This is a genomic window from Mesorhizobium sp. NZP2234, assembly GCF_013170765.1.
In the GTDB taxonomy this organism is placed as follows: Bacteria; Pseudomonadota; Alphaproteobacteria; order Rhizobiales; family Rhizobiaceae; genus Mesorhizobium; species Mesorhizobium loti_D.
Genome location: NZ_CP033364.1, coordinates 468,854 through 495,102, shown reverse-complemented (window position 1 = coordinate 495,102; position 26,249 = coordinate 468,854). Strand labels below are relative to the sequence as shown.

Below are 26,249 nucleotides of genomic sequence, written 5' to 3'. Positions count from 1 at the left end.
CCTTCAGCATCAGCTTGTTTTGAGATGCTGGCGGGACAGCGCCCCCTCTGTCCTGCAGGGCAGAGGGGGGCGCCTCGCGCCGACATTCCGGCAACTCCTACCAAGCCACCACACCAATCTCCGGCCAGCATTCCCTCGCCCGCGCCCCCTTCGCCTCATGCGTCCGCTGATTGTCCATCACCCGGTTCGGCGTGATACGGAACGAAAAGACATCGTCGAGCCCGAACGGCGCCACCAGCTCAAGCTGCCCGCCGGCATCGTAGCGCACGCCGACCGCATGCGTCCTCGAGGCAAAATGGCTGATGGGTTCGCTTGCGCTCGTATAGCGCGGGCAGGGCTGGCCGAATTTCTGCGGATACCACAGATGCACCCGCGCCTGGTTGCGCACTTCGACCGGCAACGCCAGCCCCTCGAAATGCCGCGCCGCTCGGCGGATGACAGCATCCTCGGCCTCATAGGACAGGTCGCTGTCGTCGAAATAAAAGAGGTCGATATCCCTGATGCCGTAGCCCGACGGCTTGCCCGTCAGATGGTTCCAGACGCTATTGTAGAGCGCGCCGGAGACGATCAGCCAGTCCGGCAGAGCCAGCGCGCGAGCCCGCGCCAGCGCGTCGCCGACCAGCGGGTCCCCCGACACGATTTCGAGAAACGCCTCGCGTTGTGCTTCGAACGGCAGCCCGGAATAGCGCAGATGGTCCATCGCCCTTTGGAGGACGATTCGCCATCTGCCCGCAAGTTTCGGAGCAATTCCAGGAAAAGTGCAAGACGGTTTTCCGTCCGGAATTGCGTCAAGACAGAGAGTTCTACCCGCGCAGCACGCCACCCGTCTGCTTGCCGACATTCTCGACGATGCGCTTGGCCAGCGCCTCGAAATCCTCGTCGGTCAGCGTCTTCTCGACCGGCTGGATCGCCACCTCGATGGCGATGGACTTCTTGCCCTCGCCGAGCGACGCGCCTTCGAAGATGTCGAAGACCGAAACGCCAGTGATCAGCTTCTTGTCGGCGGCAAGCGCTGCGCGCACCAGAGTACCGGCCTCGATCGCTTTGTCGACGACAAAGGCGAAGTCGCGCTTCACCGCCTGGAACGCGGAGAGTTCCAGCTTCGGCTTGGTTTTCGTTGGCTTGGCCTTTGGCTCCGGCACGGCATCGACGAACACTTCGAAGCCGCATAGCGGCCCGGAAACGTCGAGCCCTTCCATCGTCTTGGGATGGAACTCGCCGAACGTGCCGAGCACGGTCTTTGGCCCGAGCTTGATCGTGCCGGAGCGGCCGGGATGGTACCATGACGGTCCGCCCGCCTCGATCTGCAGCCGCTCGACCGGCGCGCCGCAGGCTTCCAGTGCCGCGATCGCATCCGCCTTGGCGTCGAACACGCCGACCGGGCCTGAATTGCCGGCCCAGTTGCGGCCTGAGCCGTCGAGCTTGGCGGTGCCGCGGCGCACGCCGGCGGCCACGCGCCGCTGCTGGTCGGCGCCGTCGCCCTCATAGGTGCCCGACACCTCGAACAGCGCCACGTCGCCAATACCCTTGTCGGCATTGCGCTGCGCGGCTGCGATCAGCCCCGGCAGCAGCGACGGCCGCATGTCGGACATGTCGGCGGCGATCGGGTTGGCGAGTTTCAGCGCCGTCTGGCCGCCGCCGAACAACTCGGCATGCTTGGCCGGGATGAACGACCAGGTGACGGCTTCCATCATGCCGCGCACGGCAAGCGCCCGCTTGGCGGTGCGGGTGCGGACTTGCAGGGTGGTCAGGATCTTCGAATTGACCGCGTCATGCGCGCCGAGCGGCTGCGGCGCGATGTTGTCGACGCCGTGGATGCGCATCACCTCTTCGACCAGGTCCGCCTTGCCATCGACATCGGGGCGCCAGGACGGCACCGCCACATCGACGACATCGCCCGAGCCCTGCGGCTTGAAGCCGAGGCGCGACAGGATGTCGAGGCTTTCCGCCTTGGGCACTTCGATACCGGTCAACCGCGTCACTTCCGACAACGGGAAGCAGACGATCTTGGGCTTGTGGCCGGCATAGCCGACGACCTCCGTCTCGGCCGGCTCTCCGCCGCAGAAATCGAGCACCAGCCTGGTCGCCAGCTCCACGCCGGGCACCATGAATTCCGGGTCGACACCGCGCTCGAAACGATAGCGGGCATCGGTGATGATGCCGAGCGTGCGGCCGGTGCGCGCGGTGGTGATCGGATCCCAGAGCGCCGATTCGATGAGCACGTCGGTCGTGCTCTCGTCGCAGCCGGAATGTTCGCCGCCCATCACGCCGGCGATCGATTCGACGCCGTTGTCGTCAGCGATGACGCACATTTCTGATGTCAGCGTGTATTCGCGGCCATCGAGCGCCATCACCTTCTCGCCGTCGCGCGCGCGGCGCACGACGAGGTTGCCGGCGACCTTCCTGGCATCGAACACATGCAGCGGCCGGCCGCGATCGAAGGTGACGTAATTGGTGATGTCGACCAGCGCGCTGATCGGCCTGAGACCGATGGCGATCAGCCTTTGCTGCAGCCATTTCGGTGACGGGCCATTCTTGACACCGCGCACGAGGCGCAAGGCGAAGCCCGGGCAAAGCTCCGGCGCCTCGATCACCACCTTGACCGGCGTCTCGCCCTTGCCGGGGATCGCTTCGACCGCAGCGCTTTTCAGTGTGCCGAGCCCGCTCGCCGCCAGGTCCCTGGCGATGCCATGGACGCTGGTGGCATCGGGCCGGTTCGGCGTCAGATTGATCTCGATCACCGGATCGTCGAGATGCGCATAGGACGCAAAGCTGGTGCCGACAGGCGCATCTTCGGGCAGGTCGATGATGCCGTTGTGCTCGTCGGACAGTTCCAGCTCGCGCTCGGAACACATCATGCCATGGCTTTCGACGCCACGGATCTTGCCGACCGTCAGCGTCACATCGATGCCGGGCACATAGGTGCCGGGCGCCGCGAAGGCGCCGATCAGGCCCGCGCGGGCATTGGGCGCGCCGCACACCACCTGGACAGGTGCCTTGCCGTCGCCCGTATCGACGGTCAGCACGCGCAGCCGGTCGGCATCGGGGTGCTGCACCGCCGTCAGCACCTTGGCGATGACGAAGGGTTTCAGGCTCGACTTGTCGTCGACATGCTCGACTTCGAGGCCGATCGAGGTCAGCCGCTCGACGATCTCGTTGAGCGAGGCATCGGTCTCGAGATGATCCTTGAGCCAGGAGAGGGTGAATTTCATGGGACTGTTCCGTCTGGTCTTTTGACGCTTGTTTTCAGATGTCTGGGCAAGTCGTCGGACATATGCAGGAAGGGAAGCTGCTCGCTGACATAGGCATGCAGCGTCGGCCTGAAATCGGCCGGCATGTCCATGGCGCCAAGCATGAAGTAGATGTCGTCTTCCAGCCGCTCGTCGACATAGGCGATGGGCGAGCCGCAGACGCCGCAGAAGGAGCGCGTCACCGGGCCGTTCTCGTACATCTTCAGCGCCTTGCCGGTAAACGCCACCTGGTCGACCAGGAAGCCGACAAAGGCCGATACCGGCGCGCCGCTGGCCCGCCGGCAATCGCCGCAATGGCAATAGCTGACGTGGTGCGGCTCGACCGAAGCCTCGAACCGCACGGCGCCGCAGCGGCAGCCGCCGATGTGGAGCGCTGTCATGCGCTCAAGCCGCCGAACAGCGTCGGCATGTCGAGCGGCCGGAAGCCGTAATGCGACAGCCAGCGCACGTCCGCGTCGAAGAAGGCGCGCAGGTCCGGCATGCCGTATTTCAGCATGGCGATGCGGTCGATGCCCATGCCCCAGGCAAAGCCCTGATACTCGTCGGGATCGAGCCCGCCGGCGCGCAGCACATTGGGGTGCACCATGCCGCAGCCGAGGATCTCCATCCAGTCGGAGCCTTCGCCGAAGCGCACTTCGCCGGGCCGCGACCGGTCGCACTGGATGTCGACCTCGAGGCTGGGCTCGGTGAACGGGAAGAAGGACGGGCGGAAGCGCATCTTGACCGAAGGCACCTCGAAGAACGCCTTGCAGAACTCTTCGAGAACCCACTTCATGTTGGCGACGTTGGCCGTCTTGTCGATCACCAGCCCCTCGACCTGGTGGAACATCGGCGAGTGGGTGGCGTCGGAATCCTGGCGATAGGTCTTGCCCGGAATGACGATGCGGATCGGCGGCTTCTGCTTCTCCATGGTGCGGATCTGCACCGGCGAGGTGTGGGTGCGCAAAAGTTTGCGCTCGCCCCTCTCGTCCGGCTGGAAGAAGAAGGTGTCGTGCATCTCGCGCGCCGGATGGCCTTCCGGGAAATTCAGCGCGGTGAAATTGTAATAGTCGGTCTCGATATCGGGACCTTCGGCGATCGCGAAGCCGAGATCGCCGAAGATCGCGGCGATCTCGTCGATCACCTGGCTGATCGGATGGATACGGCCGCGCTCGGCCGGCGACTGCCGCACCGGCAGCGTCACATCGACCTTTTCGGCGGCCAGCCGGGCGGCGATCGCCACGTCCTTCAATTCGGCCTTGCGGGCCGTCAGCGCCTCGGTGACCCGGTTCTTGAGGCCGTTGATGACAGGGCCCTTGATCTGGCGCTCCTCGGCGGTCATCGCGCCAAGCGTCTTCAGCATCTCGGACACGGTGCCCTTCTTGCCGAAGGCAGCGATGCGCACGGCCTCGATGGCCGGCTCGTCGGCGGCCGATGCGATATCGGCCATCAGGGAATTTTCGAGCGTATCCAGGCCACTGGTTGCGTCGTTCACGGTCAAACTCGCTACGTTGGAAGTCGTCACTTTTAAGTTGAAAGTTCAGGCAGAAACAAAGAACCCGCGCCAGCCGTGCCAGCGCGGGTTCCCCAAAATCAGAATTGCGAATGCTTGGGAAGCGCTGGTCTTAGGCGACAGCGCTTTCAAAAGCGTTCGGCGTGGTGTTCTTCAGATATTCGAGCGCGACCTTGGCCTTGGCTACGAGCGCGGCGAAAGCCTGCGGCTCATGGATGGCCATGTCGGACAGGATCTTGCGATCGATCTCGATGCCGGCCTTGTTGAGGCCGTCGATGAAGCGGCCATAGGTCAGGCCATGCTCGTGGGTCGCGGCGTTGATGCGCTGGATCCACAGCGCGCGGAACGAGCGCTTGCGGTTCTTGCGGTCGCGGTAGGCGTACTGCAGCGACTTTTCCACCGCCTGCTTGGCGATGCGGATGGTGTTCTTGCGGCGGCCGTAGAAGCCTTTCGCGGCTTTCAGGACCTTCTTGTGCTTGGCGTGCGAGGTGACGCCTCTTTTTACGCGTGCCATGTCATGATCTCCTTAAAAGCAATTCCAGGAAAGTGTCTTGCGGTTTTCCGTTCGGAATTGCGTAAAACTACTGCGTGTCCGGACCGAATGCCTTAGAGGCCGTTCGGCAGAAAATTCTTGATGACCTTCTTGCCATCCGGTTCAGCCAGAACCATCGTGCCGCGGGCATTTCGAATGAACTTGTTGGAACGCTTGATCATGCCGTGACGCTTGCCGGCCGCAGCCGACAGGACTTTACCCGTACCTGTGATCTTGAACCGCTTCTTGGCGGCCGACTTGGTCTTCATCTTGGGCATTTTGCTACTCCGTATTGTTGGCGCACTATCGCGCTTCTTGTTCGCTCCGGGCCGACCAAAGCCCGAAAAGCAAATGAAACCGCCACGGCATGCCCTGCCGGGCGGTTTTCTTGAACGGCGGTCCTATACGTCAAACACGACTTGTACGCAACACCCGACGCCGTGCGACGCTCTGTCTTTTGTCAGGGGAGCGTGAACCACACCGGCAGCATGCCCGACTGCTGGGCGCCATCGATCAGTTCGAAGGCCGGCAGCGCGATCAGGAACACCAGGCCGTCGAGCAGCGTGGTCAACAGCAGGCGCGGCTTGAAGCTGCCCGTATCGCCCTCCTGGTATAGGGAAAGCTTCGGGAAGAAGCGCGGTACCCGCGCCAGATAGGCCGCATACGGCGCGCCAAGCGCTTCCTTGAGGAACTTCTCCTCGCGCAGGATGACGATGTGGAAGGCCCCGGCGCAGAGCAGCGCAAAGAGGATAATGCCGGAGAACGAGCCGATCTGGGCGCCGACACCAGCCGCGGCCACGGTCGAGAATACGTAGAGCGGATTGCGGGTGATCGAATAAGGCCCGCCCGTCACGACTTCGGACGACTTGCGCCCGCCTATATACAGCGTCGCCCAAAGGCGCCCGACGATGCCGAGGAAAATCAAGAGCACGCCGAACATCTCGATCGTTTCATGCACCGGCGTGTCGGGCGGGAAGGTCGACTGGCCGAACAGCAGCGCCAGAAACAGCACCACCACAAGCACGGCAAGTACCAGCCGGCGCATCTGCTGGTAGTTGCCCAGCCCGTATTTCACTTCATTGTCCAAGGGGATATCCGATCGTCGAGGAGCCTATGGCATGTCGTCCAAAAATGGCCCCGGTTTTGGGAGGACGACATGCATAAAAACAAAGCCGGCGATCGCGGCTTTCGCCAAGAAACAGGCGTCCCGCCGATCGTCGGGACGCCCTGTAGCACAATTCAGGCGGATTTAGAGCGTGATGACGGCGCCTAACCTTATCGTGATCCAGGCGGGTTCCGCGAAATATCCGCCTAGCGCGGCGCCAGCACCATCATCATCTGGCGGCCTTCGAGTTTCGGCTCCGCCTCGACCTTGGCGATGGTAGCCACTTCCTCGCGAACCTTGTTCAGGAGCTGCATGCCGAGCTCCATATGCGCCATTTCGCGGCCACGGAAGCGCAGCGTCAGCTTGACCTTGTCGCCTTCCTCGAAGAAGCGGCGAACCGCCTTCATCTTGGTCTCGTAGTCATGGCTGTCGATGTTGGGGCGCATCTTGATCTCCTTGATCTCGATGACCTTCTGGTTCTTGCGCGCCTCGGCCGCCTTCTTCTGGTTGGCGTATTTCAACTTGCCGAGATCGAGAATTTTTACGACGGGCGGCACCGCATTGGGCGATATCTCGACGAGATCGAGCCCAGCCTCTTCGGCGAGCAGCAATGCGTCGTTTATGGAGACATCGCCGCGGTTCTGGCCTTCGGCGTCGATAAGCTGGACCCGGGGAACCCGGATGTCACGGTTGGAGCGCGGCCCATCCTTGGTCGGCGCCGCTGCTTTGAAAGGTCTGCGAATGGTCGTGGTCTCCTTGGCCGTTTCGTTCAGGATTTGTCAGTCTGATGCGTGGACGCGCCAATGTGGTGAGCGCGCGGGCGGAGTCAATAGCACAGCATTGACAGAAAATCACCCTGATCGCTGGCCTGCACCAAACAAAGAAACGGTGCGAGCACTTTTCGCCACGCCCGTGGCCGTGCCACAAGAACGCCGTGCCAAAAGAGGGGCCCGAGGAAAAGCCATGACCGTCACGCCTCCGACCTTTCTCGATGTCCCTATCTTTCCGGATGTTGGGGGATCGCGCATCGCGGTGCGCCATATGGCGGGTTCGACGCCCGGCATTGTCTGGCTGGGCGGCTACAAGTCGGACATGCTGGGCACCAAGGCGCAGACGCTGTCGGACTGGGCGGCAAGGGAAGGCCGCGCCTTCCTGCGCCATGACTATTCAGGCCACGGTGAATCCGACGGCGCCTTTGCCGACGGCACGATTTCGAAATGGCTTTCGCAAAGCCTCGCCGTGTTCCGGCATTTCGCCAGCGGCAGCCAGATCCTGGTCGGCTCGTCCATGGGCGCCTGGATCGCGCTGCGCATGGTGCAGGAATTGCGCAAGGCGGGTGACGCAAACGTCGTCGGCCTGGTGCTGCTGGCGCCGGCGCCGGATTTTACCGCCGAGCTGGTCGAACCGGTGCTGACCCCCGCGCAGAAGCACGACCTCGCCGAAAAGGGTTTCTTCGCCGAGCCCTCCGACTATTCCACGGAGCCCTATATCTACACGCGCGCATTGATCGAGGATGGGCGCGCCAACCGGGTGATGACCGGTCCGATCGACACCCATTGCCCGGTTCACATCCTGCAGGGCCTGGCCGATGCGGACGTGCCGTCGAGCCATGCGCTGAAGCTGGTCAGCCTGCTGCCGGCCGACGATGTCACGCTGTCGCTCATTCCCGACGGCGATCATCGCCTGTCGCGGCCGCAGGATCTCGACATGCTGGTGCGGGCGGTCGGTGACATGGCCGGGCGGGGCAAGTGAGAATGCGCCTTTCCATCCCGATCTCGGCCTTTGTCGCGGCCATCGTCGGCTTCGGCGGCACGCTGGCCATCGTCATTGCCGCCGCCCACGCGGTCGGTGCGACGCAAATCCAGACGGCGAGTTGGGTGACGACGATTTGCCTGGCCATGGCGGTCGAAAGCCTGTGGCTGTCCTGGCGCACGAAGATGCCTGTCATCACCGCCTGGTCGACGCCGGGCCTGGCGCTGATGGCTGCCTCGACCGGCTTTTCGATCGGCGAGGCCGTCGCCGCCTTCGTCGTCACCGCCATCCTGTTGATCGCCACTGGCCTGTTTCGGCCGTTGACGCAATTGATCTCCAGGATACCGCCCTCGGTCGCCTCAGGCATGCTGGCGGGCATCGTCGTCACCTTCGCCATCAATGCGGTCAAGACCGTTCCCGTCGACCCCTGGCTGATCCTGCCCCTGATCGCGGCGTTCTTCATCATCCGGCTGTTCAATCCGGCGCTGTCGGTACTGGCGGTGCTGATCGGCGGCGGTCTCGCCGCGTTTCTCTCCGGCCGTGTCGGCGGCCTGCCGACACCCGAGCTGTCGACACTGGCGCTGATTGCACCTGACTTCACCGCCAAGGCGATGATTGGCCTGGCGCTACCGCTCTATCTCGTCACCATGGCGTCGCAGAACCTGTCTGGCCTCGCCGTGTTGCGCGCCGCCGGCTACCACCCGGAGCCCGGCCCGCTGATCGGCGTCACCGGCCTGTTTTCTCTGCTGTCGGCGCCGTTCGGCGGCTCGACCACCAATCTGGCGGCAATCTCGGCGGCAATCTGCACCGGGCCGGACGTTCATCCCGACCCCGCCGAGCGCTGGAAGACCGGGCCGTTCTATGCGCTCGCCTATCTCGTCTTCGCGATCTTCGGTGCCTCGCTGGTGGCGATCTTCGCCGTCCTGCCGCAGAGCCTGATCGTGCTGGTGGCCGGGCTTGCGTTGATGGCCTCGCTCGCCAACGCGCTGGCGATCGCGCTCAAGGACGAGGCCCACCGGATGGCCGCCACCGTCACGTTTGTCGTCACCGCCTCGGGACTGACACTGTTCGGCGTCGGCGCCGCGTTCTGGGGGCTGATTGCCGGCTTGGGCGTACTTTTCCTCGACATGCTCAAAAAGCGATAATCATTTCAGAAGCTTGTCCGGTTTTGGCGGACCTTGTCTTGAATCGCCGTTTTTGCCTTCCCATTTCGATTCCACGCAGCCGGTTCTGGCTGTCTCCAACCGAAGGAATGGGAGAAAATGAACACATCTGCATTGATCCGCCCGGCCTGGACGCCGGCAACCATCGCGTTGATGGTGATCGGCTTCATGGTGTTCTGGCCGCTCGGCTTCGCCATGCTCGCCTACATCATCTGGGGCGACCGGCTCGACGGCTTCAAGCGTGACGTCAACCGCGCGACCGACGGCATCTTCGCCGGCTGCCGCCGTGGTTCCGACAAGGCCGCGCGCTGGGGCAACGGCTCCGCCCGCACCGGCAACGTCGCTTTCGACGACTGGCGCGAAAAGGAGCTTGAGCGTCTCGCCGAGGAACGTCGCAAGCTCGACGACATGCTGACCGAGTTCGACGACTATGCCCGCGAATTGCGTCGCGCCAAGGATCAGGACGAGTTCGACCGCTTCATGGCGAAGCGCAACAAGTCGACCGCTCCGGCGAAGACCGATCCGAGCACCGGCACGACCTCGACCAAGCGCGGCAAGGGCTCGAACCTGCTTGACGACTGAGGCTTTGCGACAAGCCTGATCGTGAAAAAAACGGCGTCGCGCGAGCGGCGCCGTTTCTTTTTTGTTCTAGTCGTTTTTCTCGAATCGCGTATCGTCCCGCCATGACCATCGGATTCTTCCGCAATCTGACGAAGCCCAAGGCCACGCCAGTCGTGGAGCGCGAATATTGCGTCGCCGGCCGCACGCTGCCGCTCAAGATCGTCGAGAGCGCCAGAGCGCGGCGGCTGACGCTGCGCATCGATTCCGGCGGCCAGGGCCTGCGCATCACCGTGCCGCCGGGCCTGCGCCGCGGCGAGGTGGACAGGTTCCTCGAGCGCCACCAGGACTGGCTGGAGCAGCGGCTCGCCAAAGTGCCGACGCGGCCACAGGTGCGGCCGGGCATCAGGATCCCGATCCGGGGCGTGCCGCACCGTATCGTCCATGAGCCGTCAAAGCGCGGTACCGTCACGGTATCGCGCGACGAGCGCGGGCCGCTGCTGATCGTGCATGGCGACCGGATACATCTGCCGCGCCGCATCGCCGATTTTCTCAAGCGCGAGGCCAAGAAGGAGATCGAGAAGCTGGTGGTCAGGCACACCGAGGCGCTCGGCAAGCGCGCCAAGGCGATCCGTTACAAGGACACGTCCAGCCGCTGGGGCTCCTGCACCTCGGAGGGCAATCTCTCCTTCTCCTGGCGCATCATGATGGCGCCGCAGCCCGTGATAAACTACCTCGTGGCGCATGAGGTGGCACATCTCAAGGAGATGAACCACGGCCCGAAATTCTGGAAACTGTGCGAAAAACTCTGCCCCGACACCGACCGCTGCAAGGACTGGCTGAAGCGCAATGGCGGCGCGCTGCAGGCGATTGTGTTCGAGTAGTCAATCGTCGTTGGCGGCATTGAGTTCATCCGGCCGCAGCCCCTCATCGCCGTGATGCGGCCAAGGCAGGAAATTCCGGTCAAACGTATCGCCACCGAAATAGTCCAGCGCCCGATGCGCTTCGGCGCCGTTGAAGGCGGCCTTGTCCATCAGATGCGCGATGACCTGGTGTGCCTGCGCGATCTTCTGCTTCAGTTCGGTAATGGTTGTGTCAGCCATGATCTTCTCCCACCCGGCATGCTGTCTATCCGTCCATCAATAGGTAGCGCCTTTGGCGCTGCCGGCAAACAGCATGCTTTTTCTCGACTCTGTCGCGATTTCGTGCCAATTCCCGCGCCATGGCGCTCGATATAAAAATCTGCGGCTTGAAGACCGACCACGCAATGGCCGCGGCCCTGGCCGGCGGCGCCACCCATGTCGGCTTCATTTTTTTCGCCAAGAGCCCTCGCTATGTCGAGCCGGCGCACGCCTGCCGTCTGCGCGAAGCGGCGCGCGGCAAGGCCTTGGCGGTTGCCGTCACGGTCGACGCCAGTGACGCCTTCCTGGACCAGATCGTCACAGCCATGCAGCCCGATATGTTGCAGCTGCACGGGTCGGAAACACCTGAGCAGGTGGCCGAACTGAAGGTCCGCTATGGGCTGCCGGTGATGAAGGCGCTGCCGCTCAGCGAGGCCGCCGATCTCGACCGGATCGAGCCGTTCATCGGCGTTGCCGACCGCTTCCTGTTCGACGCCAAGCCGCCAAAGGGCTCCGTGCTGCCGGGCGGCAATGGCGTGGCCTTCGACTGGCGCATCCTTGCCGGCCTTGACGCCGGCGTCGATTACATGCTTTCCGGTGGGCTCAACGCCGCCAACATCGGCGATGCCCTTCGGCTTGCCAACCCGCCCGGAATAGACATTTCGTCGGGCGTGGAAAGCGCGCCGGGCGTCAAGGATCCGGCGCTGATCGAACAGTTTTTCCGGGCCGTCCGGGCAGCACGCGACGACCGCGCCGCCTGAAAGTGTTTCCAATGAGAGCATGTCCCGGAAAAGTGGTATCCGGTTTTCCGATGAGGATATGCTCAAAACATAGCAGTTAGGAGATCGGCGATGAACAAGCCGGCGACACCCAATTCCTTTCGCACCGGACCTGACGAGCAAGGCATGTTCGGCATGTTTGGCGGCCGTTTCGTCGCCGAAACCTTGATGCCGCTGATCCTGGACCTCGAAAAGCACTGGACCTTCGCCAAGACCGACCCGGCCTTCAAGGCCGAGGTCGAGCATCTCAACAAGCACTATACCGGCCGGCCCAGTCCGCTCTATTTCGCCGAAAGGCTGACCCAGCATCTCGGCGGCGCGAAAATCTATTTCAAGCGCGACGAGCTCAACCACACCGGCTCACACAAGATCAACAACTGCCTCGGCCAGATTCTGCTGGCCAAGCGCATGGGCAAGACGCGCATCATCGCCGAGACAGGCGCTGGCCAGCACGGCGTTGCGTCGGCGACGGTTGCCGCGCGCTTCGGCTTGCCTTGCGTGGTTTACATGGGTGCGACCGACGTGCAGCGTCAGGCGCCCAACGTTTTCCGCATGAAGCTGCTCGGCGCCGAGGTTGTGCCGGTCACCTCCGGTCACGGCACATTGAAGGATGCCATGAACGAGGCGCTTCGCGATTGGGTGACGAATGTCGATGACACCTACTACATGATTGGCACCGCCGCGGGTCCGCACCCCTATCCCGAAATCGTGCGGGAGCTGCAGTCGGTCATCGGCCGCGAGGCCAGGGAACAGATGCTGGAGGCGGAAGGCCGGCTGCCGGACCTGCTTGTCGCAGCGGTGGGCGGCGGCTCAAACGCAATCGGCCTGTTCCACCCGTTCCTCGACGACACGGATGTGAAGATTGTCGGCGTCGAAGCCGGTGGCAAGGGCCTTGATGGCGAAGAGCACTGTGCCTCGCTTACCGCCGGTTCGCCAGGCGTTCTGCACGGCAACCGTACCTACCTGCTGCAGAACTCCGACGGCCAGATCATGGAAGGCCATTCGATCTCGGCCGGCCTCGACTATCCGGGCATCGGCCCGGAACATTCGTGGCTGAAGGAATCCAACCGTGTCGAATACGTGCCGATCATGGATTCAGAGGCGCTAGAGGCGTTCCAGCTGCTGACCCGGCTGGAGGGCATCATCCCGGCGCTGGAACCGGCGCATGCGCTGGCCGAGGTGATCAAGCGCGCGCCGAAGATGGGCAAGGACCAGATCATCGTCATGAATTTGTGCGGCCGCGGCGACAAGGACATTTTCACTGTGGGCAAAATTCTGGGGATGGAGCTTTAGAATGACCACCCGAATCGATCGCCGCATGGCGAAACTCAAGGCCGAAGGCAGGCCGGCGCTCGTCACCTATTTCATGGCCGGCGACCCGGACTACGAAACCTCGCTGTCGATCATGAAAGCCCTGCCGGGCGCCGGCAGCGATGTTATCGAACTCGGCATGCCGTTTTCCGATCCCATGGCCGATGGACCGGCGATCCAGGCAGCGGGCCTGCGTGCGCTGAAAGCTGGCCAGACCCTTGTGAAGACACTGAAGATGGCGTCGGATTTCCGCACCGGCGACAATGAAACCCCGATCGTGCTGATGGGCTATTACAACCCGATCTACGTCTACGGCGTCGACCGCTTCCTCAGGGATGCGCTGGCCAGCGGCATAGACGGGCTGATCGTCGTCGATCTGCCGCCGGAAATGGACGAGGAACTCTGCATACCGGCGCTCAAGGCTGGCATCAACTTCATCCGGCTGGCGACGCCGACCACGGATGACAAGCGGCTGCCCAAGGTTTTGCAGAACACGTCTGGCTTCGTCTACTACGTGTCAATGACCGGCATCACCGGTGCCGCACTTGCCGACACCGGCAAGGTGGCGGCGGCGGTCAAGCGCATCAAGGGCCATACCAACCTGCCGGTCTGCGTCGGCTTCGGTGTCAAGACCGCCGAACAGGCGCGTGTCATTGGCGCCAATGCCGATGGCGTCGTCGTCGGCACCGCGATCGTCAATGCGGTCGCCAATGTGCTGGGGCCGAAGGGCGAAAAGACCGCCGACCCGGCCGAGGCCGTCGCCACGCTGGTCAGCGGCCTTGCGCAAGGCGTGCGCTCGGCCCGCCTTGCTGCCGCCGAATAGTTCTCCTACCTCAAGTTTGTGCATGTCGCCCAAAACCGGTTCCCATTTTTGGGCGACATGCATTAGCAACTCTTCGTCAGGACAGGAGCCGAAGCGATGAACTGGATCACCAACTACGTTCGCCCGAAGATCAATTCGATGCTCGGCCGGCGCACCGACATGCCCGAGAATCTCTGGATCAAGGATCCCGAGACCGGCGAGATGGTGTTCCACAAGGATCTGGAATCCAACCAGTTCGTCATCCCGTCTTCCGGCCATCACATGAAGATTTCGGCCAAGGAGCGGCTGAAGTACTTCCTCGACGACGGGAAATACGAACAGCTCGAAAACCCGAAGGTGGTGCAGGATCCGCTGAAGTTCCGCGATGAGAAGCGTTACACCGACCGGTTGAAGGACGCCAAGGCCAAGACCGGGCTGGAGGACGCGATCGTCAACGCGCTGGGCACCATCGAAGGCCTGCCGGTGGTGGTGACGGTGCAGGATTTCGCCTTCATGGGGGGCTCGCTCGGCATGGCCGCCGGCGACGCCATCGTACACGCATTCGAGGTCGCCCTGCAGCGCAAGCGGCCGCTGATCCTGTTCGCCGCGTCCGGCGGCGCGCGCATGCAGGAAGGCATCTTGTCCCTCATGCAGCTGCCGCGCACGACGGTCGGCGTCGACCGGCTTAAGGAAGCCGGCCTGCCCTACATCGTCGTGCTGACCAACCCGACCACAGGCGGCGTCACCGCCTCCTATGCCATGCTGGGCGACGTGCATATCGCCGAGCCGGGCGCGCTGATCGGCTTTGCCGGACCGCGTGTCATCGAGCAGACCATCCGCGAGAAACTGCCCGATGGCTTCCAGCGCTCCGAATATCTGATGGAGCACGGCATGGTCGACATGGTGGTGTCGCGGCTCGAACTGCGCCAGACCATCGCGCGGCTGTTGAAGATGCTGCTCAAGATGCCGGAGGAGCAAAAGCCGCTTGAGCCGGAAATCCTGCCGCCGGCGATGGTTGCGACCGAAGCCCGGCCGCAAGCCTGAGGACGCGACACTGTGCATGTCGTCCAAAAGTGGCCTCGGTTTTGGGAGGACGACGTGCACAAGACACGACTTGGGCCGCCGCGAACAGCGATTGCGCCATGTCCATGGCGCGCTGTAGCCTTTTGATTGCCATGGCCATTCCGGGTTGATTCTGGTGCTCGGGCCATGCGCCGGGATTTTGTCATGACAACGCTTGCCGCCGACCGCGAAATCGAAGCCCTGATGGCGCTTCACCCGAAAGGTTTCGACCTTTCGCTCGACCGCATCACGCGGCTCCTGGAGCGGCTTGGCAATCCGCAGGACTTGCTGCCGCCGGTCATCCACATCGCCGGCACCAACGGCAAGGGCTCCTGCGCCGCCTTTTCGCGCGCGCTGCTTGAAGCCGCCGGCCGTCTCGTGCATGTCCACACCTCGCCGCATCTGGTGAACTGGGCCGAGCGCTATAGGCTCGCCGCCGAGGGGGGTGGCAAACTCGTCGACGATGAGACCTTCGCCGAGGCCATTGCCCGCGTCGCCAAGGCCAATGACGGCCAGAAGATCACCGTCTTCGAGATCCTCACCGCCGTCACCTTCATCCTGTTTTCGGAACATCCGGCCGATGCCGCCATCATCGAGGTCGGCCTCGGCGGCCGCTTCGACGCCACCAATGTCGTCGCCAGGCCGGCCGTGTCGGTGATCATGCCTGTGTCGATGGATCATGAGGCCTATCTTGGCGACCGGGTCGAACTGATCGCTGCTGAAAAGGCTGGCATCATGAAGCGCGGCTGCCCCGTGGTGATCGGCGCCCAGGAAAGCGAGACGGCGCTGCAGGTGCTGATCGAGACCGCCGAGCGGCTGGAGTGCCCGACCTTCGTCTATGGCCAGGACTTCCTGGCCTTCGAGGAGAACGGCCGCATGGTCTACCAGGACGAGGATGGCCTGATGGACCTGCCGATGCCGCGGCTGCCAGGGCGCCACCAATTCGCCAATGCGGCGGCTGCGATCGCCGCGGTCAAGGCGGCGGGCTTCGAGGTCAGCCACCGCGCCGCCGAAAAGGCGATGACCAATGTCGCCTGGCCCGGTCGCATGCAGAAGCTGGTGCAGGGCCGTCTGGCGGAGCTGGCGCCGAAGGGTGCCGACATCTGGCTCGACGGTGGCCACAACCCGGGCGCCGGCGTGGTCGTCGCCGAAGCGCTGGCCGAGCAGGAAGAAAAGAACCCGCGCCCGCTGTTCCTCATTTCGGGCATGATCAACACCAAGGACCAGAGCGGCTATTTCCGCGCCTTCAAGGGCTTGGCCCGGCATGTCTATACCGTGCCGGTGAGCATGAGCGATGCCGGCGTGCCCAACGACGAGCTGGCGATCCGCGCCACGGAAGCCGGGCTTTCCGCCGAGCCGGTCAGTTCCGTCGCCAGCGCGCTGATGCTGCTGCGCGACACCTGGGACGGCCCAGCGCCCCGCATCCTGATCGGGGGATCGCTCTATCTGGCTGGTGCAGTACTGGCCGAGAACGGCACACCGCCGACGTGAGGCCGTCCATCGCCCAGAGCAATTCCAGGAAAAGTGTGAAACGGTTTTCCGTCCGGAGTTGCGTTAAAACAATGAGTTAGAGCAGTTTGCCGTTTCCGTGAAACGGTGAAATGCTCTAGTCAATGCGGCCGCTTACTTCAGCTCGATCTCGATGAAAGCATATTCGCCCTCATTGGCGCTGATGACGTCGTGTTCGACGCCCTCCTTGCGGAAATAAGGCACGCCTTTCTTCATCTCGGCGAAGGTTTCACCGTCCTTGGTTTCCAGCTTGAGTTTGCCGTCCATCAGCGGCACCACGACATAGTCGTGCCCATGTCGATGCCAGCCGGTGTTGTCGCCCGGCTGGAAGCGGTACTCGGTGACGATGACACGCTCATTGTCGATGAAGACGGTGGCCTTGGCGGATCCGGTCATGACGTTCTCCCTGCTTCTGTTGCTGCCAACAGAAGACATGGCGTGACCTGATGTGAGGGCCAGAGCAACCCAGCGATGACGCCAACAAAAAGCCCGGCACGATGGCCGGGCTTTTGCTGTCAGGAATTTCAGTTGGATCAGGCGAGGCTGCCGTTGATCCAGTGCGACAGCGCGGTCTTCGGAGCGGCGCCAACCTTCATGTCGGCGACTTCGCCGCCCTTGAAGATCATCAGCGTCGGGATCGAGCGCACGCCGAATTGCGCGGCAAGCTCGGGATTCTCGTCGATGTTGAGCTTGGCGATCTTGACCTTGCTGCCGAGTTCGAGGGCGATGTCCTCAAGCGCCGGCGCGATCATCTTGCACGGGCCGCACCATTCAGCCCAGAAATCCACCACGACCGGCTCCTTGGCGTTGAGCACGTCGGCCTGGAAATTGTTCTTGTCGACCTTGACGGTGGCACCCATGCGGAAAATTCCTTTCGAGAGTTTTTTGTCCCACCAAATGTGGTGGTTGTCGCGCCCTTCTTCAAGCAGGTCTTGTGTCACGCTCCCGTGAGTCGGGCAAGGGCGTCATCCATGGCCTGGGCCGGCAGTTCGATCAGCCTTGGCGCTTCGGTGAACAAAAGGGCCGCCTTCACCTCGCGCCCGGGATAAAGCGGCTGCAGCAGGGCACGATAGAGCGCGAGCTGTAGCAGATAGGCCGGCGGGACTTCAGCCAGCGAGGCAGGCGCCGGCCGGTTGGTCTTGTAGTCGACGATCGAAACCGTGTCGGCGGTCACCGCCAAGCGGTCGATCTTGCCGGAAATGGAACGCTTTTTCCCCCTCACGTCCAACTTGCCCATGATCGCCACCTCGGCGCGCGACGAGGGCGCGAACAATTGGCCGAGGCGTGGGTCGTCGAGGATGGCGATGACCGACGCAAGGGCCTTTTCCCGCTCTGACGGCGGCCATGCGGCACCTGTTCGCGCGAGATAACGCTCGGCCGCGCCCTGGCGCTCAGCCTCGGAAATGCCGGGCAACATCTGCAGCAGCTTGTGCAAGGCGAGCCCGCGCAGCACGGCAAAGCCGGGCTCGGCATCGGCGTCCAGCACTGGCGAAGCCCTGTCGATCACCGCTTCCTTGCCTTCGTCGATCAGCGCCGAGGCGCCGGATGGCGACAGCGGCCGCGGCAGGTCCTCGAAGGGTGGCAAGGGCCGGAACAGGGTCGCCGGCAACGGGTCAAAAGCACTGGCCTGCCGCGCCTGTTCACTGGCGCCCGCCGCGACGGGCGGCAGGTTGGTCACGCGGAAACGATGCACAGGGTCGCCCCCGGCGGGATGCGGACGCTGTTCGCTCTCGGGCGCACCGATCAAGGCGCGGCTCACGATCGAATGCCAGGTGCCGGCATTCGGCGCCCGCTTGCCATGGTAACCGCAGACGATCAGCCGGTCCTCGGCACGGGTCATGCCGACATAGAGCAAGCGGCGGTATTCGTCGTCGGCGAGTTCCCGTGCCCGCACCGCCGCGGCCCTGGAGAAGCCGTTGGCGACATCGCTTGCCGAGCGCCAGAGATAGCCCTTGCCGTCCCAGTATGTGCCCGAGCCCATGAAAGGCATCAGGCGCGGCAGATGCTGGTCGCTGAACGGGGCGGAGCCGCCATCGACCAGAAAAACGACCGGCGCCTCCAAGCCCTTGGCCGCGTGCACGGTCATGACGCGGACCTCGTCACGGGTCTGGTCCATCTCGCGCTTGATCTCGGGACCGGCATTCTCCAGCGTCGACAGGAAGGCCTCCAGCCCGGGCAGGCCGGTCCGCTCCTCGGCAAGGCAGAAACTCAGGAATTCGTCGAGAATATCGCCGGCCTCCGGTCCGAGCCGCGCGATCATCCTTTTACGCACGTGGTCACGGGCCAGCAGGCTGGCATAGAATTCGAACACCGGCTTGAAGGCGGCCTCGTCAGCCCAGAGGTCAAGTTGCGCGACAATCTTCGCCAGGCGCTCGTTTTCTCCGGCATGCTGGCGCAGTGACGCGGCCAGCGACAGGCCGGGCGCCCTCTGCGCGGCGAGTGTGAACAGCGTCTCCTCCGGCAAGTCGAAGATCGGGCTGCGCAGCACGGCGGCGAGCGACAGATCGTCCTGCGGCTGGATCAGCAGATGGCCGACCGCGATCAGGTCCTTGACCGCGATATGGCCGGGCAGGCTCAGCCGGTCGGCGCCGGCAACTGGAATGTCGCGGCGTTTCAAGGCGCGGGTCAGTGCATGGACGAAGCTGTCGCGCTTGCGCACCAGAACCAGCACGTCGCCGGGCCGAAGCCGCTTGCCGCGGCCCTCGATGATTTCGCCCTTGCCGATCCAGCCGGCAATGGTGGCCGCCACATTCTCGGCGACGCGCACCGCCGGTGCATGGGCATGGTCGATCGCCTGCGTCCAGTCGTCGGGCTCGTCGACGGCTTCAGTGCCGAGCGACGGCCAGACCTCGACATAGCCTGGCGCATCGGTGCGGATCGCCTTGTGGCTCAGCGGATCGGGATCGTGGCTGATGCCGCGCCGCACGACAGGATCGGCAAAGACGCGGTCGACGGCGGCGAGCACATCGTCGGTCGAGCGGAACGACCAGGTCAGCTTGAGGTCGGCGAACGACGCCTCGGCATCGCGCACCCTGCCGGCGAACAACAGCCGGCTGTCGGCGAAGGAGTCGGGCGCAGCGCCCTGGAAGGAATAGATCGACTGCTTTTCGTCGCCGACGGCAAAGACCGTGCGGTGGACCCTGTCGCGCGCGCCGAGACCGGCAAAAAATTCCTCCGCCAGCCGCTTCACCACCTCCCATTGATCCGGGCTGGTGTCCTGCGCTTCATCGAGCAGGATGTGATCGATGCCTTGGTCGAGCTTGTATTGCACCCATGGGCCGGCATCGGGCCGTGCCAGGAGGTTGACCGTGCGGGTGATCAGATCGTTGAAGTCGAGAAAGCCGCGACTGCGCTTCAGTACCTCGTAGCGGGCGATCAGCCAGTCGGCGATGGTCAGCGCCGCACGAGTGCCTTCCAGCATCCGGAACAGCGCCAGGCGGTCGACGGTTTCGATGATGGCGTTCGCCGCCGAGAGGTAGCGTTCGCCCAGATCCGGCAGGCGGTCGGTCAGAGCCTTCTTGAAGGCCTTTGCCGGATCATAGGGATCGCCATCGGCCTTGAGGAATGCTCTGGCGAGCAATTGCAGGCGGCGAGTGGGATCGCTCTCTGCGAAGGCCTGACGCGCATAGGGCAGGATGTTGTTCAGCACCGACCTGGCGTCTGTGGATTCGGCGGCCTGGGCAAAGCCGGCGAAATAGTCCGGCACGAAGCCCGGCAATGGCCACAGCGATGCGGCCAGGCCCTCGGCGGTCTGGCCGGGGCGGAAATGGAATTCGTCGAACAAAGGTTGGAAACCGTCACGCCCGACCGCATCAAGGAACTCGCGCAAGCCATCGCGCTTGCGCACGATCTCGCCGAGCAACGCATCGAGGCCGGCTTCACCGCCGCGCTCCAGCACAGTGGCGAAGGCCTCGGTCAAATCCGCGTCGCCGGCGGCTGAAATCATTTCGCGGCGCGCAGCGGCGAAAAGCGACGCCTCCATCTGGCTGTCGAGCATCTCGAAATGGGCGGGAATGTTGGCTTCCAGCGGGAACTGGTGGAGGACGGACTCGCAGAAAGCGTGGATGGTCTGGATCTTCAGCCCGCCCGGCGTTTCCAGTGCCTCGGCGAACAGGCGCCGCGCCCGGCGCATGGTGTCGCGATCCGGCCGGCGCCCTTCCAGGGCTTCGATCTTCACGGCCAGCTCGGCATCACCGAGCACGGTCCAGTCCGACAGCGTGGAAAAGACCCGGTTCGACATGTTGGCGGCGGCGGCGCGCGTATAGGTCAGGCACAGGATCTTCGACGGGTCGGTGCCGTTGAGCAGCAACCGGATGACGCGCTGGGCCAGCACATGGGTCTTGCCTGAGCCGGCATTGGCAGACACCCAGGCGGAATTCATGGGATCGGCGGCGCGGGCCTGGCTGGTCGCGGTGTCGCTCGGGATGGGATAGGCCTTCTTCATGCCTCCCCTCCCTCGTCGCCGGCATCGCCGCCGGCCGACCATTCGAGCACGCGGGCAAGGTGGTCGTAGTCGCCGTCGGTCTCGCCTTCGCGAAACGGCAGCGCGCGCGACAGATATCCGGTTTGCGGATCTGCGTAGTGGACCAGCAGCTTTTCCAGCCGTGCCCAGGCCTCTTCGGCAAGATCGGCCGCGGTTCGAGGCTGGCGGTTGTGTTCGAGGATGGACTCCTCGAACACCTCGCCATTCGGCTTCAGCCTGATGAAGGCCAGTTGCGACGGTTCACGCGCGCCCAGATCCTTGAAGGCGCCGCGCCTCAGCAGAGCGCCCTCCAGCGCCAGTTGCGGCGCCAGCAGCGTGTGCGCCTGCGCCTTGGAGGGCGAGGAGCCTGTCTTGTAGTCCAGAATATCGGCCATTCCGCCGGCCAGCAGGTCGACGCGGTCGGCGTAGCCGGACAGCGTCACGCCGGACTGGCCGACGACGGTCTTTCCCGCCCTCTCCTCCGCATGCCGTTGGACCACCGCATCCGCGCGTGTGCGCTCCCATTCGATGATGTTGGCGGCGAGCTTCTCGAAGCGCGGCCACCACACCGCCTCGACATCGGCTGGAAGGGCAGCCTCGGCAAAGCAGGCGCGGCCGGCGGCAATGAGGCCGGCAAGCGCCTCGGGCGCGCGCGGATCGGCCACCTCGGACGAGAACAGATGCAGGATGGCATGGAACAGCGTGCCGCGCTCGGCCGCGCCGGGGTCGCGGATCACGGGATCGAGGGGCATCAGGCCGAGGATCCGTCTTGCGTAGACGGCGTAGGGATCCCGGCGCAAGGTCTCGATCTCGGTGACCGAGAAATGCGTCGGGCGCACTGATAGGGGCGGCTTTGGCTGCGGGCGGGGCGCGAAATCCTGCTTTGGTCCGGTATCGAGCGCACGGGCCCAGGCGAGCAGCTCGTCGCCGCGCCCGCGCAGGGTTGCCGCCTGCTCGTTGCCGATGAATGTGAGCAGCCGCTGCAGCCAGCGCGATGGCACGGCGGGTGCGTCGCCCGAACGCGCCGAGCGGGCCAGCAAAACCTTCTTCGCGCCCATGGCCATCTGGAAATCATGCGCGGCAAGGCCGATGCGCCGTTCCGGCGGTTCGAGATCGATGCCGGTCTTCATCAGCCGCGACATGAAGCGGTCGCTCTCAGGCTTGCGCGGCCAGACGCCTTCGTTGAGCCCGCCAATGACCAGCGTGTCGACGTCCTGCAGCCGCGCTTCCAGCGCGCCCCAGATGGCGATGTTCCGGTCGGTGCCTTGCGCCGGCTTGACCGTTTCGGGCGCGATCAGCGCGTCCATCACATCGGGCCATTCGCTCGCCGCGAACGACAGCGGGGCCGAAGCTGCGACCAGCCCGCGCAGCAGTTCGGCAAGCTTTTCGCCGGCGTCACCGGCATAGAGGCCGGCTAGGCCGCCATCCGCGGCGCGGCCGAGGTTTTCCAGGACCACAACGCTGGCTTTGACCAAGGCGGCAAGATCTGCATCCGCCTGGCCGCGAAAGGCCATCAGTGGTGCCAGAGCTTGCTTCAGACCTTCGAGCAAATTCCGCGCGCCTTCGATGGCGCGCACGGTCAGCCGGGAGAACCAGAAGGGCGGCCGGCTGTCATCACCGAGCCCAATGAGGCGGGTTTCGAACAGTTCCGGCAGCGATGCGATGTCGGGGCGGCCGGTGCCACCGCGCAGCGCCACCAGTTCGACCAGTTCCGCCGCATGGCGCACATCGGCGCGTTCGAGACCGAGGCCGAGCAGAGGATGCTTGAGCAACGACAGCAGGCCAATCGGATCGCCAGGCCGGAACACCGCTTCGAGCATCAACCGAAGCAGGCTGGCCGCGGGCGTGTTGGCGAGCGGCGTGCCGCCGGAATCGTCGGCGACAACGCCGAAGCGCTTGAGTTCGACCGAGACTCGCCGCGCCAGCGCGCGGTCGCCGGTGACCAAGGCAGCTCTTTGGCCCGGCTCCTCCACCGACTGCTTCAGGGCGACAGCGATGGCGACGGCTTCGTCGCGTTCGCTGGCTGCTTCAAGCAGGGTCACGCCGGCGAAGGCGCCTGCAATATCGGGAGCCGAAAATCCATTGCGCGTTTCGGCCCATAATTCGGTGGTCTCGGCAGGCCGCAGCGCTTCGCCGACAAGCGCGGCCCGAAGCGCGAGTTGCGGTTCGGCCGCGCTGACTTCCTCGACATCCGAGCGCGGCACGCCGATCTTGCCGATCAGCCTGGCGAGGCCATATTGCGGGTGGCCAAGCACCGCGGGCCGCGCTCCGGGAGCGATCAGCGCCTGGAAGGACGCTTCGTCCAGCGTACGGTCGAGCCCGGGCAGCACGATGGCGCCGCCGGGCAGGCGGGCGATCGCGGCAAGCAGCTCCGCCGTGGCCGGTATCGAGCCGGTGGAGCCGGCGGCGATGACCGGTCCGGCCGGCGGATTGCGCCGCAGCCGCGCCGCCTCGGAGCGGATCAGCGCGCTGCGATGCGCGGCCGGGTTGGAGCGGTCGCTCTCGCTGAGGAATTTCGGCCAGGCATCGGTGACGATGCCGAGGAATTCGAGCGTTACCTGCCACCAGCCGGCGAGGTTGCCGGTTACCAGGCCTTCAAGCTTTGCCCAGTCGGTACCTTCCGTCTCGATCTCGTCCATCAGCGCCGCGAGATCGCGCGCCAGCCAGATCGCGTCCGCGGTGGAGGCGGGGATGACGATCTCTTCCGCGAAAAGCTTCGCCACATGCTCCGGCAGCCGGCGTTTCCAGGCGCGTACCAGCGGCGTCAGCAGCAACAGGCGTTCGGTCGCCGAGATCGGCGGCGCGAGATCGATCGCCGCCGATGGCTCGGCATCGAATGCCGCTTCGTCCTCGTCGAACTCGCCGAGCGGGCGGATGACCGGCAGGATCGCTGAACCGCCGCCGCCGCGCGCCGCGAGACTGTCGACGAAGACACCGCGCAAGGCGCGCGCGGCACGACGCGTCGGCACATAGATGGTGACATCGGCCAGAGCGAGCGGATCGCCGTCGAAGCGAAATCCGGGAACCAGTCGACCGGCAAGCAGCGCCTCGGCTAGCGTCGGCAGAAACGGCGCTCCGGGGGGGATAGAGAAAACGCGGCCCGGGCCGCTCATTGCGACTCGGTCAGCGCGCCGGCGACTGCCGCTTCAGCGAGCGGAATGGCATCGGGCGTGCCGACAGTGATCCAGTGGCCGTGCATCGGCATGCCGAACAGGCGACCAGTGGCGATGGCTTTGTCGAAATAGGCGTTGAGCGAGTGCGGTTCGGCGGATGCGGCCGCGAACAGGCGCGGATGGACGATCGCCGCGCCGGCATAGATCAGGCCCGCCGGATCCCCTTTTGAACGCCGCAGGGTGCCATCCGGCGCCACCAGGAAGTCGGTTGAGCCGCAGTGTCCGGTCGCTTGATGGAGATCCGCCAGCATCAGCAGAATATCCATTTTCGCGCCGTCCCATGCAAGGGCGAGGCGGCCGAGATTGAGCGGGCCGTGGTCGATCCAGAACGTGTCGGCGTTGAGGATGTAGAAGGGTTGGTCGCCCAGTTCCTGCAGCGCCTTGACGATGCCGCCTGCCGAGTCGAGCAGCCGGTCGCTCTCGTCGGAAATGATGATGCGGGGCTCATGGCGCGCCGCGACATGGGCAACGATCTGCTCGGGAAGATAGTGGACGTTGACGACGGCCTTGGCGACGCCGGCGGCGGCGAGGCTGTCGAGGCCCCAGTCGAGCAAGGTCTTGCCGGCGACCCTGACCAGCGGCTTGGGGATGGCGTCGGTGATCGGCCGCATGCGCTTGCCAAGCCCGGCGGCGAGTACGATTGCGGTATCCGGTCTTGTCACAGCGTTCGTTCCTCAAGCAGCCCGTGCGTGTCGTAGAAATCCTTCAAGCTGGCGAGCGCCGGATGAGACAGCGCCCGGCGCAGATAGTCACGGATGCGCGGCAGGTGTCTGAGATAATAGGGTTTGCCGTCGCGTTTTTCGAGGCGCACGAAAATGCCGAGGATCTTCGAATTGCGCTGCGCGGCCATGATTGCATAGGCCTCCAGGAAGCTCGCTTCGTTGAAAGCGCCCGCTGCATGTCGCGCCGCAGCATAGGCATCCAGTGTCCGCTTTTCGATTCCGGGCGACAGGGTGACACGGGCATCCATGGCGAGCGAGGCGACGTCATAGGCCGACGGGCCGATAAGCGCGTCCTGGAAGTCCACGATGCCCAGCCGGTCATGCCCGGAGCGGTCGCCGCGCCAGATGATATTGGGCGAATGGAAGTCGCGCAGCATCAGCGTGTATTCGCTTCCCTGGAGCCGATCGAAAAGCGCGTTCCACTGCCTGGCGTAGCCCGTGCGCAAATCTTCGCTGGCCGGGGCACCCGATATCGCCGGCACATACCAGTCGACCAGAAGATCGGCTTCGATCATCATCGCATCGCGGTCGAAAGGGGGCACCTCGTGGAAGCTGCCCGGTCCGGCTTGCAGGCGCCGCGGCCAGGTCCTGCCATGCATCATGGCCAGCAGTTCGGCGGCCGCCGCATAACGCTCGGCCACCGGCTCGCCGTCCTTGCCGAGAAACCCTTCCGAACCGAGATGTTCGAGCAGCAGAAACCCCTGGTCCTGGTCCTCGGCATGGATTTGCGGAACGCTGACGCCGCCGGCCTTCAAGGCGCGGTCGATGGCGACGAAGGCGGAGACCGACCGGGCGGTGTGCGCGATCACGGCATAGGGCTTGCCGTCGCGCACCGGCGGGCCGAGCACCAGCCGCGGCGAGTTCATCAGCACGCGCGGTTCTTGGCCAGCATGCGTCACGATCTCATAGGAACGGGCCGAGGCATCGCCGACGAAATGGCGGCGCCGCGCTGTCCCCCAACCGGCGCCGTCGAGAAAATCGCGCATGGCCAGGGACCGCGCCGCCCGGTCGAAGGCCGCCCCTTGCCCGGACAACCGCGCCAGCCGCCCTTCGCCATGCTGGACGAGTTCGATCGACAGGGCTGTCTTCGGCAGATAGCCCTCCGCCCGTTCGGGCCATTCGACCAGGGCTGCCCCTTGCGCCAGCGCTTCATCGAAGCCGAGTTCGTCGAGCTCGCTCGACGACGACAGGCGGTAGAGGTCGAAATGATGCACCGGAATGCGCGTGTCGTAGCTCTGCACCAAAGTGAAGGTCGGGCTTGGCACGTCGAGCCCGGCATTGTCCGCAAGCGTCCGGATCAGCGCCCGCGCCAGTGTCGACTTGCCGGCGCCAAGATCGCCTTTGAGCGCCAGCACATCGCCGGCACGCAGCGCCAGCGCCAGATCCTCGCCCAGCCGCGCGGTCTGTGTCTCGTCAGGAAGCAAACGCTCCAGCACAAGCCCCGTCATCGAGCGC

Annotated in this window: 24 protein-coding genes; 9 read left to right on the top strand and 15 right to left on the bottom strand. The window is 64.5% G+C overall.

Features of this window, described 5'->3' with window-relative positions; all coding sequences use genetic code 11:
* Nucleotides 1–97: 97 nt before the first annotated feature.
* The 8 genes from EB230_RS02220 to infC all read right to left on the bottom strand — a co-directional run bounded on the left by EB230_RS02220 (nucleotide 98) and on the right by infC (nucleotide 7,123).
* Nucleotides 98–700, bottom strand: a complete 603-nt coding sequence (locus tag EB230_RS02220; protein WP_172371187.1) for a nucleotidyltransferase family protein — start codon at nucleotides 698–700, stop codon at nucleotides 98–100.
* Between the two features lie 103 nt (nucleotides 701–803).
* A complete protein-coding gene (gene pheT, locus EB230_RS02215) occupies nucleotides 804–3,212 on the bottom strand; it encodes a phenylalanine--tRNA ligase subunit beta (protein ID WP_172371185.1) in 2,409 nt (802 codons plus the stop codon).
* Nucleotides 3,209–3,631 (bottom strand): GFA family protein, encoded by a 423-nt coding sequence (locus tag EB230_RS02210; protein ID WP_172371183.1) that lies wholly within the window; start codon nucleotides 3,629–3,631, stop codon nucleotides 3,209–3,211. The genes pheT and EB230_RS02210 overlap by 4 nt, the downstream gene beginning before the upstream one ends.
* Nucleotides 3,628–4,680, bottom strand: coding sequence for a phenylalanine--tRNA ligase subunit alpha (gene pheS, locus EB230_RS02205; RefSeq protein ID WP_056570312.1), 1,053 nt, complete (start codon nucleotides 4,678–4,680; stop codon nucleotides 3,628–3,630). Before pheS ends, EB230_RS02210 begins: the two co-directional genes overlap by 4 nt.
* Before the next feature lie 175 nt (nucleotides 4,681–4,855).
* Nucleotides 4,856–5,257, bottom strand: a complete 402-nt coding sequence (rplT, locus tag EB230_RS02200) for a 50S ribosomal protein L20 (RefSeq protein WP_006201247.1) — start codon at nucleotides 5,255–5,257, stop codon at nucleotides 4,856–4,858.
* 92 nt (nucleotides 5,258–5,349) lie between these two features.
* Nucleotides 5,350–5,553, bottom strand: coding sequence for a 50S ribosomal protein L35 (gene rpmI, locus EB230_RS02195; RefSeq protein ID WP_006201248.1), 204 nt, complete (start codon nucleotides 5,551–5,553; stop codon nucleotides 5,350–5,352).
* 182 nt (nucleotides 5,554–5,735) lie between these two features.
* Nucleotides 5,736–6,362 (bottom strand): isoprenylcysteine carboxylmethyltransferase family protein, encoded by a 627-nt coding sequence (locus EB230_RS02190; protein WP_056568993.1) that lies wholly within the window; start codon nucleotides 6,360–6,362, stop codon nucleotides 5,736–5,738.
* 224 nt (nucleotides 6,363–6,586) lie between these two features.
* Complete coding sequence (gene infC, locus EB230_RS02185) at nucleotides 6,587–7,123, bottom strand: translation initiation factor IF-3 (RefSeq protein WP_010912915.1); 537 nt, start codon at nucleotides 7,121–7,123, stop codon at nucleotides 6,587–6,589.
* A gap of 220 nt (nucleotides 7,124–7,343) precedes the next feature.
* Between infC and EB230_RS02180 the strand changes: the two genes are divergently transcribed.
* The 4 genes from EB230_RS02180 to EB230_RS02165 all read left to right on the top strand — a co-directional run bounded on the left by EB230_RS02180 (nucleotide 7,344) and on the right by EB230_RS02165 (nucleotide 10,737).
* Nucleotides 7,344–8,132: an alpha/beta hydrolase gene (locus EB230_RS02180; RefSeq protein WP_172371181.1), complete on the top strand. Its 789-nt coding sequence runs from the start codon at nucleotides 7,344–7,346 to the stop codon at nucleotides 8,130–8,132.
* 2 nt (nucleotides 8,133–8,134) lie between these two features.
* Entirely contained in the window at nucleotides 8,135–9,277 is a 1,143-nt protein-coding gene (locus EB230_RS02175) for a benzoate/H(+) symporter BenE family transporter (RefSeq protein ID WP_081294951.1), read from the top strand.
* A 117-nt stretch (nucleotides 9,278–9,394) separates the two neighbouring features.
* Entirely contained in the window at nucleotides 9,395–9,877 is a 483-nt protein-coding gene (locus tag EB230_RS02170; protein ID WP_172371179.1) for a DUF2852 domain-containing protein, read from the top strand.
* Between the two features lie 101 nt (nucleotides 9,878–9,978).
* Nucleotides 9,979–10,737 (top strand): M48 family metallopeptidase, encoded by a 759-nt coding sequence (locus EB230_RS02165; RefSeq protein WP_056569005.1) that lies wholly within the window; start codon nucleotides 9,979–9,981, stop codon nucleotides 10,735–10,737.
* Here EB230_RS02165 and EB230_RS02160 read toward each other — a convergent pair whose 3' ends face one another.
* Entirely contained in the window at nucleotides 10,738–10,956 is a 219-nt protein-coding gene (locus EB230_RS02160) for a hypothetical protein (RefSeq protein WP_056569008.1), read from the bottom strand. It lies immediately after the preceding gene.
* Between the two features lie 119 nt (nucleotides 10,957–11,075).
* Between EB230_RS02160 and EB230_RS02155 the strand changes: the two genes are divergently transcribed.
* The 5 genes from EB230_RS02155 to EB230_RS02135 all read left to right on the top strand — a co-directional run bounded on the left by EB230_RS02155 (nucleotide 11,076) and on the right by EB230_RS02135 (nucleotide 16,419).
* Nucleotides 11,076–11,735 (top strand): phosphoribosylanthranilate isomerase, encoded by a 660-nt coding sequence (locus EB230_RS02155; protein WP_056569011.1) that lies wholly within the window; start codon nucleotides 11,076–11,078, stop codon nucleotides 11,733–11,735.
* 90 nt (nucleotides 11,736–11,825) lie between these two features.
* A complete protein-coding gene (trpB, locus tag EB230_RS02150) occupies nucleotides 11,826–13,046 on the top strand; it encodes a tryptophan synthase subunit beta (RefSeq protein WP_056569014.1) in 1,221 nt (406 codons plus the stop codon).
* Between the two features lies 1 nt (nucleotide 13,047).
* Entirely contained in the window at nucleotides 13,048–13,887 is an 840-nt protein-coding gene (gene trpA / locus EB230_RS02145) for a tryptophan synthase subunit alpha (RefSeq protein ID WP_056569017.1), read from the top strand.
* Between the two features lie 96 nt (nucleotides 13,888–13,983).
* On the top strand, nucleotides 13,984–14,910 hold the full coding sequence (accD, locus tag EB230_RS02140) for an acetyl-CoA carboxylase, carboxyltransferase subunit beta (RefSeq protein ID WP_056569020.1): 927 nt from the start codon (nucleotides 13,984–13,986) through the stop codon (nucleotides 14,908–14,910).
* Between the two features lie 183 nt (nucleotides 14,911–15,093).
* Nucleotides 15,094–16,419 carry a folylpolyglutamate synthase/dihydrofolate synthase family protein gene (locus EB230_RS02135; RefSeq protein ID WP_056570314.1) on the top strand — a complete coding sequence of 442 codons (1,326 nt, stop codon included), beginning with the start codon at nucleotides 15,094–15,096 and terminating at the stop codon, nucleotides 16,417–16,419.
* A 132-nt stretch (nucleotides 16,420–16,551) separates the two neighbouring features.
* On the opposite strand, the gene EB230_RS02130 is transcribed toward EB230_RS02135, so the two are convergent.
* The 6 genes from EB230_RS02130 to tsaE form a co-directional block, all read right to left on the bottom strand.
* Nucleotides 16,552–16,833, bottom strand: a complete 282-nt coding sequence (locus tag EB230_RS02130) for a cupin domain-containing protein (protein WP_056569023.1) — start codon at nucleotides 16,831–16,833, stop codon at nucleotides 16,552–16,554.
* Nucleotides 16,834–16,970: 137 nt separating this feature from the next.
* A complete protein-coding gene (trxA, locus tag EB230_RS02125; RefSeq protein ID WP_056569026.1) occupies nucleotides 16,971–17,297 on the bottom strand; it encodes a thioredoxin in 327 nt (108 codons plus the stop codon).
* Nucleotides 17,298–17,374: 77 nt separating this feature from the next.
* The gene (addA, locus tag EB230_RS02120; RefSeq protein ID WP_056569029.1) at nucleotides 17,375–20,881 is read right to left on the bottom strand and encodes a double-strand break repair helicase AddA; all 3,507 of its coding nucleotides are present in this window, start codon (nucleotides 20,879–20,881) and stop codon (nucleotides 17,375–17,377) included.
* On the bottom strand, nucleotides 20,878–24,012 hold the full coding sequence (addB, locus tag EB230_RS02115; RefSeq protein ID WP_172371177.1) for a double-strand break repair protein AddB: 3,135 nt from the start codon (nucleotides 24,010–24,012) through the stop codon (nucleotides 20,878–20,880). The genes addA and addB overlap by 4 nt, the downstream gene beginning before the upstream one ends.
* Nucleotides 24,009–24,734, bottom strand: a complete 726-nt coding sequence (locus EB230_RS02110) for a nucleotidyltransferase family protein (RefSeq protein ID WP_081294950.1) — start codon at nucleotides 24,732–24,734, stop codon at nucleotides 24,009–24,011. The genes addB and EB230_RS02110 overlap by 4 nt, the downstream gene beginning before the upstream one ends.
* Nucleotides 24,731–26,242, bottom strand: a complete 1,512-nt coding sequence (gene tsaE, locus EB230_RS02105) for a tRNA (adenosine(37)-N6)-threonylcarbamoyltransferase complex ATPase subunit type 1 TsaE (RefSeq protein WP_056569036.1) — start codon at nucleotides 26,240–26,242, stop codon at nucleotides 24,731–24,733. Before tsaE ends, EB230_RS02110 begins: the two co-directional genes overlap by 4 nt.
* Between the last annotated feature and the right edge of the window lie 7 nt (nucleotides 26,243–26,249).

Excerpts from the sequence above, each read along its gene's own strand:
- EB230_RS02180 (WP_172371181.1), top strand. The coding sequence starts at position 7,344 with ATGACCGTCACGCCTCCGACCTTTCTCGATGTCCCTATCTTTCCGGAT.
- pheS (WP_056570312.1), bottom strand. The coding sequence starts at position 4,680 with ATGGCCGATATCGCATCGGCCGCCGACGAGCCGGCCATCGAGGCCGTG.
- tsaE (WP_056569036.1), bottom strand. The coding sequence starts at position 26,242 with ATGACGGGGCTTGTGCTGGAGCGTTTGCTTCCTGACGAGACACAGACC.
- EB230_RS02155 (WP_056569011.1), top strand. The coding sequence starts at position 11,076 with ATGGCGCTCGATATAAAAATCTGCGGCTTGAAGACCGACCACGCAATG.
- rpmI (WP_006201248.1), bottom strand. The coding sequence starts at position 5,553 with ATGCCCAAGATGAAGACCAAGTCGGCCGCCAAGAAGCGGTTCAAGATC.
- EB230_RS02135 (WP_056570314.1), top strand. The coding sequence starts at position 15,094 with ATGACAACGCTTGCCGCCGACCGCGAAATCGAAGCCCTGATGGCGCTT.
- EB230_RS02170 (WP_172371179.1), top strand. The coding sequence starts at position 9,395 with ATGAACACATCTGCATTGATCCGCCCGGCCTGGACGCCGGCAACCATC.
- trpB (WP_056569014.1), top strand. The coding sequence starts at position 11,826 with ATGAACAAGCCGGCGACACCCAATTCCTTTCGCACCGGACCTGACGAG.
- EB230_RS02175 (WP_081294951.1), top strand. The coding sequence starts at position 8,135 with ATGCGCCTTTCCATCCCGATCTCGGCCTTTGTCGCGGCCATCGTCGGC.
- rplT (WP_006201247.1), bottom strand. The coding sequence starts at position 5,257 with ATGGCACGCGTAAAAAGAGGCGTCACCTCGCACGCCAAGCACAAGAAG.
- EB230_RS02130 (WP_056569023.1), bottom strand. The coding sequence starts at position 16,833 with ATGACCGGATCCGCCAAGGCCACCGTCTTCATCGACAATGAGCGTGTC.
- accD (WP_056569020.1), top strand. The coding sequence starts at position 13,984 with ATGAACTGGATCACCAACTACGTTCGCCCGAAGATCAATTCGATGCTC.
- EB230_RS02165 (WP_056569005.1), top strand. The coding sequence starts at position 9,979 with ATGACCATCGGATTCTTCCGCAATCTGACGAAGCCCAAGGCCACGCCA.
- EB230_RS02210 (WP_172371183.1), bottom strand. The coding sequence starts at position 3,631 with ATGACAGCGCTCCACATCGGCGGCTGCCGCTGCGGCGCCGTGCGGTTC.
- addB (WP_172371177.1), bottom strand. The coding sequence starts at position 24,012 with ATGAGCGGCCCGGGCCGCGTTTTCTCTATCCCCCCCGGAGCGCCGTTT.
- EB230_RS02220 (WP_172371187.1), bottom strand. The coding sequence starts at position 700 with ATGGACCATCTGCGCTATTCCGGGCTGCCGTTCGAAGCACAACGCGAG.
- trxA (WP_056569026.1), bottom strand. The coding sequence starts at position 17,297 with ATGGGTGCCACCGTCAAGGTCGACAAGAACAATTTCCAGGCCGACGTG.
- addA (WP_056569029.1), bottom strand. The coding sequence starts at position 20,881 with ATGAAGAAGGCCTATCCCATCCCGAGCGACACCGCGACCAGCCAGGCC.
- pheT (WP_172371185.1), bottom strand. The coding sequence starts at position 3,212 with ATGAAATTCACCCTCTCCTGGCTCAAGGATCATCTCGAGACCGATGCC.
- EB230_RS02160 (WP_056569008.1), bottom strand. The coding sequence starts at position 10,956 with ATGGCTGACACAACCATTACCGAACTGAAGCAGAAGATCGCGCAGGCA.
- trpA (WP_056569017.1), top strand. The coding sequence starts at position 13,048 with ATGACCACCCGAATCGATCGCCGCATGGCGAAACTCAAGGCCGAAGGC.